Genomic DNA, 5,513 nt, shown 5'->3' on the forward strand with positions numbered 1-5,513 from the left:
AGCAAGCGCAGCTAGGAGCGGAGTGCCGCGAAAGTGGCACGCTCCGTTCTGAATGGGAGGTGGGAGTTGTGAAGCTCCCATCGACCCCTACCAGTTAGGCAGACAAATAACGAATAACGAATAACGAATAACTATTTCGATCGCCTATTCTTAGACTGGGGCGGTAAGAAATCAGTATAAGGTTGGTAGAAGCTGTAAGGAGGCGAAAAGTGACTCGGATCAAATGCCTGCGAACGATAGGGATAACGGCGAGGATGCTGTATGAGCATGGCGATCGCGCCAACAACCATAATGCTACCGCCAACCACCAAAACCAGAACCACACCGGCGATCGCCCACAAAAGGTTAGTTTGGAACATCGCCGCTTGTTCATAGCGATCTAATCGGGGGTTTCTTTGGTCTAATCTCAAACTCTCGATCGCCCGTTGTTGTTCTTGCAACTGCATCGTCAGTCGTTCGGTTTGAATTTTTTGTTGCTCCAAGCTGCTTCTAAGTTGCTCAATCAACTGACGTTGTTGTTCCAGACTCTTTTTTAACTCGTCGGTACTGGCTTGTTGTAGCACCAATTGACTATTCCACTGATCAAAATTATTTGGCGATCCCGGTGGGGTCGGTACTGGGAGAAGGGACAATGACTCCCCCCCCTCTGGTGGAGAACCCAAATTGGCACCTAACCCCGCCAAAGACCCAAAGCCAAAATTGAAACATCCTTTAAAAAACAAGAGAGCTAAAACCCCTGTAACGGCACAGCCCCCTAAAAATGCCGTAGTATTTTTCATGGATCCCCTTTCTTTGGTACTACGGCGAAATCACAAGCCATGAACATTGGATATCTGGACTTGCAACGCCCTTGCTTGAACATACTAACCGAAACCAAGAAGATCAATAAGAATCCCTACCCACAAATCCCTATTTATTCAAAATTTTGACAAAAATATTCACAAGGGAGACATTTTTCCCAATTTTCTGCTATAATCAAATTTAACTGCGGACATGGCGGAATTGGTAGACGCGCTAGATTTAGGTTCTAGTTCAGCAATGAGTGAAGGTTCAAGTCCTTTTGTCCGCATCTTTAGGTTGAGGCCATTGAGCGTTGACCAAAAAATAATCTACCCGACTTGAATGCGTTAGCCAAAAAATAGGTTACAATAGTAAGTCTCTGTCTAACGACAGTATGTTAATTATTCATTCCCAACACGCCAATGGCTGTCCCAAAGAAGAAAACCTCCAAAACCAAACGCGATCAACGTAAAGCCCACTGGAAGAGAAAAGCCGCTATCCAAGCTGAAAAAGCACTGTCTATTGGTAAATCTATTTTAACTGGACAGGCCAAGGGCTTTGTTTATCCTCCAAGTGAAAAACAAAACGAAGAAGACGAAGAATAAATCCCAGTTATTATTGGGTTTGGTAAAACAGGGCTTCCCAATGCCCTGTTTTTTTACTTTTTAGCCGTGGGCTTTAGCCGTGGGCAAAATCAGCATGGCATCCCCAAAGGAATAAAAGCGATACTGGTGTGCGATCGCTTCTTGATATAAGTCCAACAAACGCTGGCGTCCCACCAAAGCGCTAACCAGCATCAATAGACTCGATTTAGGTAGATGAAAATTCGTAATCAAGCCATCCACCACCTGCCACTGATAACCCGGATAAATAAATAAATCGGTCTTACCACACAAAGGTTGTAACTCGCCTCCTGCGGCTGCCCCTTCCAGCGATCGCACCGCTGTCGTCCCCACCGCAATAACTCGTCCCCCTTGGGCCTTAGTTTCCCGGATTTTGGCCACCGTTGACTCTGGCACCAGCGCCCACTCTGAATGCATCTCGTGTTGCGTCACATTCTCCACTTCCACCGGGCGAAACGTCCCCACGCCCACATTTAAAGTCACAAAAGCTCGTTGGATCCTCCGTTGCTCTAAGCGGGTGAGTAACTCTTCCGTAAAATGAAGTCCAGCGGTAGGGGCTGCCACAGAACCGGGTTTTTCCGCATAAACCGTTTGATATTGGGAGGGTAAAGCCGAAGATTTGGTGATGTAGGGAGGCAAGGGTACATGACCATAAACTTGCAAAACTTGCGCCAAAGTAGCGCCGGTTGGTAGAAATAACTCAATAAATCGACCCCCGGTTGACTCCTCCGTTGCTAAGACCTTGGCCGTAAACGGAGCCGGAATTGCTCCATTTTGTAAAGCTTCAGATTGTAAAGCTTCAGATGCTGGCTCAAATTCGATCTGGGCGCCTGGTTTTAATCGTCTCCCGGGTTTAACCAATGCTAACCAAATATTCGCCTGGGATTCTTCGAGCAACAAGACTTCAACTGGGGCGCCCGTAGATTTACGACCGTATAGACGCGCTTGAATCACACGAGTATTATTTAAAATCAGCAAATCCCCCGGTTGGAGCAATTCTGGTAACTCGCGGAAAATATGATGACTGTGTTCTGTGGGACTTTTCACCACCAGTAAGCGAGACGCATCTCTGGGCACCACTGGATTCTGGGCAATTCTTTCCTCTGGTAGTTTATAGTCATAAGCCGTTAACATAAGGTCAAAATTTTGACTCTCACTCATTCTTTGCCCTCCAAAGCGATTTATTTTTAAAACAGATCAGTCCACGGGATAAAAAATAACAGGTAGAAAAATTTGGGTAAATCCCCCCATAAGATATTAGGGATAATCCCGATGCTGATGGGGACAAAAAATTAAGAAAATATTAATTGTAGCGTTGTCTTTGCCATAAGCGATCGGATATGGAATACATTTATTTTTTCCCCAATGGCAGTCTCTCCATTCGAGTGGTTGAATATCTCCGCAATGCCATACACCTGCCCGTTGTCTTTGTGACGGTGATTCATCTAATTGACGGTTGGATTGTGCGGATTAAAATGAATCCTTGCCTGGATCCGCAGCAAGAAGGGGACTTTCTGGCGGTAATGAACGAGTTGGGATTTCCTTATCAACCAGGGATTCGGCTGCAAATGGCCCTCTGGAGTTTGGAAACTGGACAGTCAGCGATTGATGTGATGCGTCGGTATCAGGTGGTGATTGTGTCTCATGGAGGTGCGGATGTTCACGAAATCGAGCAATTTCGCGCACAATTTGTCAAAGGTTTGGGATATTGCCCAGAAACCTTGGCTTAATTAGTGTTAATTAGTGTTAATTCGTGTTGGCTTCTGAATTAACTAGCTGATTTCCGCATCGAAAGCCCCAGCAATATACTGGTACAAGGTTAGTTGATATTCGCCCAGGGAATTTTCGATGGAAACAGGTTGTCCCAAAATAATCGGGGATGAAAATTCAGTTGTAAATGTGGTTTGCGGGGCAGAAGATCGCCGCTGATACTTCTGATAACTAACTAAAGCCACATCAAATTGGCAAGGACAATTACTCAACTCTGGGCGATCGCCCAAAAATATCTCAGCAGTTTGTAAAAGTTTGGCTTGCTTTTGCGGGGGAATACTCAACAGTCCTCCGGCATCCAAGCTTCGATGTTTGCGTGTTTTCACTTCCACAAATGCGATCCGCTGGTAAGGATGCTCAGGTAATTGCTCCCCAGGGATTTCGCCTGCAATAATATCAATTTCCCCCCACCGACAACGCCAACGCCTCGCGATAATTTCCCAGCCATGATCCTGTAACCATAGGGCGACTAAATTTTCTCCCAACAATCCGATAGTCGATTTTTCCTGGGATTTTTGCTGGTGAGAATCCGGTGATGGTAGTGGCATTTTCGGTGAATTAAATCTTAAAGAGGCGATCGCTGGTAGGATCACCATAGAACCAATCATAGCGGCGATTCACGCACACCGTAGGGGCAAAGCATTCGCGCTGAAACTTTATTAGAGAATCGTCAAGACTCTTACGCGAATGCTTCGCCCCCACGATCCTGAACCTGGTTCACACTGCCGAAATCGATTGTAGATATTATTTCCCCATCAAACTTGTCATACCATGAGTCACCAGGAAGATATTGCGGAAAAGTTTATTACCTTAGTATGTGCTGCGGTATTGTTCATCACTACTGTAGGCGCCCTGACTACCCTCAACTTTGCCATTGCTGCACCCGCTTGGGCCAATGACTACAACCAAGAACAACTGGTTGGGGCTGATTTCTCCGGCAAAGATTTAAAAGACTCTTCCTTTACCAGAGCAAATCTGCGGATTGCCAATTTCAGTAACGCCGATTTGCGCGGGGTCAGCTTTTTTTCCGCCAACTTGGAAGATGCGAACTTGGAAGGCGCTAATCTAAGCCAAGCCACCTTAGATAAAGCTCGATTCATGGGCGCCAATTTAACTAATGCGATTTTAGAAGGCGCTTATGCCTTTAATACTGGCTTTAGAGGCGCGATCATCGATGGTGCAGATTTTACGGATGTATTTATGCGCGATGATGCCCATGAAGTGCTCTGTGGTTTGGCGAAAGGCACCAACCCCGTGACGGGTCGCAATACTCGCGATACTCTATTTTGTGATTAAGGTTATCGGTTATTTACGGATTTGCGGGTGAATGCCATTCGCCCCTACATTTAAAGAGGTGGCGGGGCAAAAGCCCCCCACCTCTTCTGATTTGCTAGATCCTAGATTTATATTGTAGGGTGGGCAAATGTCCACCATCATATAAGGTAGGGTGGGGTGAATATTTTTGCCCACCTTACGAATGTTAGGGGCTATATTTTGTCAGTGCGAGATTAACTGAAAGTTTCGGGATCGACCCCTAACTCTCGCAACTTCTGGGCGAGTAGGGCGGCTTTTTGCTCCGCTTGTTCGGCCCGAAGGCGTTCGGTTTCGGCAATTTGCCGTTCCGCTTCCGCCCGAAGGCGTTCGGTTTCGGCGCGTTGGCGTTCGGTTTCGGCGCGTTCCGCCCCAGTGGGAATCAGATTTCCGTCGTGATTCGCTGACGCGATAGCTGCGCTTCACGCACCACCGTAACCAGGTGAATTGTTTGCCTTCAAATTCTCCCTCCCAAAGGGTCAAACCCAGTCCCACGGTTGCCAACCAGTTGTCAGTCTTCGGTTCGTAGGTGGTGCCGCGTAATTCATAAATCCGCAGCAAGTCTTCCCCTAATTGGTAGGCTGGGTCATATACCACATAGTAGCTGACCCGCATTCGTTGATAGGCTTTTAACTTGCGTTCTAGTTCTTCTCCTTCCCGGTTAGAAACAATCTCGATCGCCACTTCTGGAGGTTTGCCAAACTCCCACATAAAATAGCTACGATGTTTCTTTTCCAGCCAATTCTCGGCCACTTCTACATCTAAACTGAGAAAGACATCTGGGACGATCGCCGGTTCTCTCGCGATCGCAAAAATGCCCACATTCGCCCCGGCTAAAAAAGGAAATCCTTCCAAGAAGCATAAAGCACTTCCGTTAACAAGCGCTGAAGTTTTTCTGAAAAAAAATTATCCACCGGCGTATCGTCTTCAGTAATTATATGATTGACGGAGGGTTCAAAACACAACTCCGGACTTAAAATTTCGGACATGGTTCAACACTCTCTTTGCATTAGGGGTCGATGGGGGAAT

General features: G+C 46.6%; 8 protein-coding genes and 1 tRNA gene. 4 read left to right on the forward strand and 5 right to left on the reverse strand.

Translation table 11 applies throughout. The features are described from left to right. Window positions 1-131: 131 nt before the first annotated feature. Complete coding sequence (locus tag AM228_RS28300) at window positions 132-779, reverse strand: hypothetical protein (protein ID WP_054470348.1); 648 nt, start codon at window positions 777-779, stop codon at window positions 132-134. Window positions 780-987: 208 nt separating this feature from the next. Here AM228_RS28300 and AM228_RS28305 point away from each other — a divergent pair. After that, window positions 988-1,069 (forward strand) — tRNA-Leu (locus AM228_RS28305). Between the two features lie 133 nt (window positions 1,070-1,202). Continuing rightward, window positions 1,203-1,385 (forward strand): 50S ribosomal protein L32, encoded by a 183-nt coding sequence (gene rpmF, locus AM228_RS28310; protein WP_054470349.1) that lies wholly within the window; start codon window positions 1,203-1,205, stop codon window positions 1,383-1,385. Between the two features lie 60 nt (window positions 1,386-1,445). On the opposite strand, the gene queA is transcribed toward rpmF, so the two are convergent. Next, window positions 1,446-2,564 (reverse strand): tRNA preQ1(34) S-adenosylmethionine ribosyltransferase-isomerase QueA, encoded by a 1,119-nt coding sequence (gene queA, locus AM228_RS28315; protein ID WP_054470351.1) that lies wholly within the window; start codon window positions 2,562-2,564, stop codon window positions 1,446-1,448. A gap of 179 nt (window positions 2,565-2,743) precedes the next feature. On the opposite strand from queA, the gene AM228_RS28320 reads away from it, so the two are divergent. Next, window positions 2,744-3,133 (forward strand): hypothetical protein, encoded by a 390-nt coding sequence (locus tag AM228_RS28320; protein WP_054470352.1) that lies wholly within the window; start codon window positions 2,744-2,746, stop codon window positions 3,131-3,133. Between the two features lie 42 nt (window positions 3,134-3,175). Here the strand turns inward: AM228_RS28320 and AM228_RS28325 are convergent, their stop codons facing one another. Further along, the gene (locus AM228_RS28325; RefSeq protein ID WP_054470355.1) at window positions 3,176-3,781 is read right to left on the reverse strand and encodes a YraN family protein; all 606 of its coding nucleotides are present in this window, start codon (window positions 3,779-3,781) and stop codon (window positions 3,176-3,178) included. Window positions 3,782-3,944: 163 nt separating this feature from the next. Here AM228_RS28325 and AM228_RS28330 point away from each other — a divergent pair, with 163 nt between their 5' ends. After that, the gene (locus AM228_RS28330) at window positions 3,945-4,469 is read left to right on the forward strand and encodes a pentapeptide repeat-containing protein (RefSeq protein ID WP_054470357.1); all 525 of its coding nucleotides are present in this window, start codon (window positions 3,945-3,947) and stop codon (window positions 4,467-4,469) included. A 201-nt stretch (window positions 4,470-4,670) separates the two neighbouring features. Here the strand turns inward: AM228_RS28330 and AM228_RS28335 are convergent, their stop codons facing one another. Together AM228_RS28335 and AM228_RS35805 are read right to left on the reverse strand one after the other, a co-directional pair. After that, window positions 4,671-5,339 (reverse strand): Uma2 family endonuclease, encoded by a 669-nt coding sequence (locus AM228_RS28335; protein WP_231636974.1) that lies wholly within the window; start codon window positions 5,337-5,339, stop codon window positions 4,671-4,673. Next, the gene (locus AM228_RS35805; RefSeq protein ID WP_231636975.1) at window positions 5,318-5,473 is read right to left on the reverse strand and encodes a hypothetical protein; all 156 of its coding nucleotides are present in this window, start codon (window positions 5,471-5,473) and stop codon (window positions 5,318-5,320) included. Before AM228_RS35805 ends, AM228_RS28335 begins: the two co-directional genes overlap by 22 nt. Window positions 5,474-5,513 lie beyond the last annotated feature (40 nt).

It is taken from the genome of Planktothricoides sp. SR001, assembly GCF_001276715.1.
GTDB classification, from domain to species: domain Bacteria; phylum Cyanobacteriota; class Cyanobacteriia; order Cyanobacteriales; family Laspinemataceae; genus Planktothricoides; species Planktothricoides raciborskii.

Excerpts from the sequence above, each read along its gene's own strand:
- AM228_RS28300 (WP_054470348.1), bottom strand. The coding sequence starts at position 779 with ATGAAAAATACTACGGCATTTTTAGGGGGCTGTGCCGTTACAGGGGTT.
- rpmF (WP_054470349.1), top strand. The coding sequence starts at position 1,203 with ATGGCTGTCCCAAAGAAGAAAACCTCCAAAACCAAACGCGATCAACGT.
- queA (WP_054470351.1), bottom strand. The coding sequence starts at position 2,564 with ATGAGTGAGAGTCAAAATTTTGACCTTATGTTAACGGCTTATGACTAT.
- AM228_RS28320 (WP_054470352.1), top strand. The coding sequence starts at position 2,744 with ATGGAATACATTTATTTTTTCCCCAATGGCAGTCTCTCCATTCGAGTG.
- AM228_RS28325 (WP_054470355.1), bottom strand. The coding sequence starts at position 3,781 with ATGATTGGTTCTATGGTGATCCTACCAGCGATCGCCTCTTTAAGATTT.
- AM228_RS28330 (WP_054470357.1), top strand. The coding sequence starts at position 3,945 with ATGAGTCACCAGGAAGATATTGCGGAAAAGTTTATTACCTTAGTATGT.
- AM228_RS35805 (WP_231636975.1), bottom strand. The coding sequence starts at position 5,473 with ATGTCCGAAATTTTAAGTCCGGAGTTGTGTTTTGAACCCTCCGTCAAT.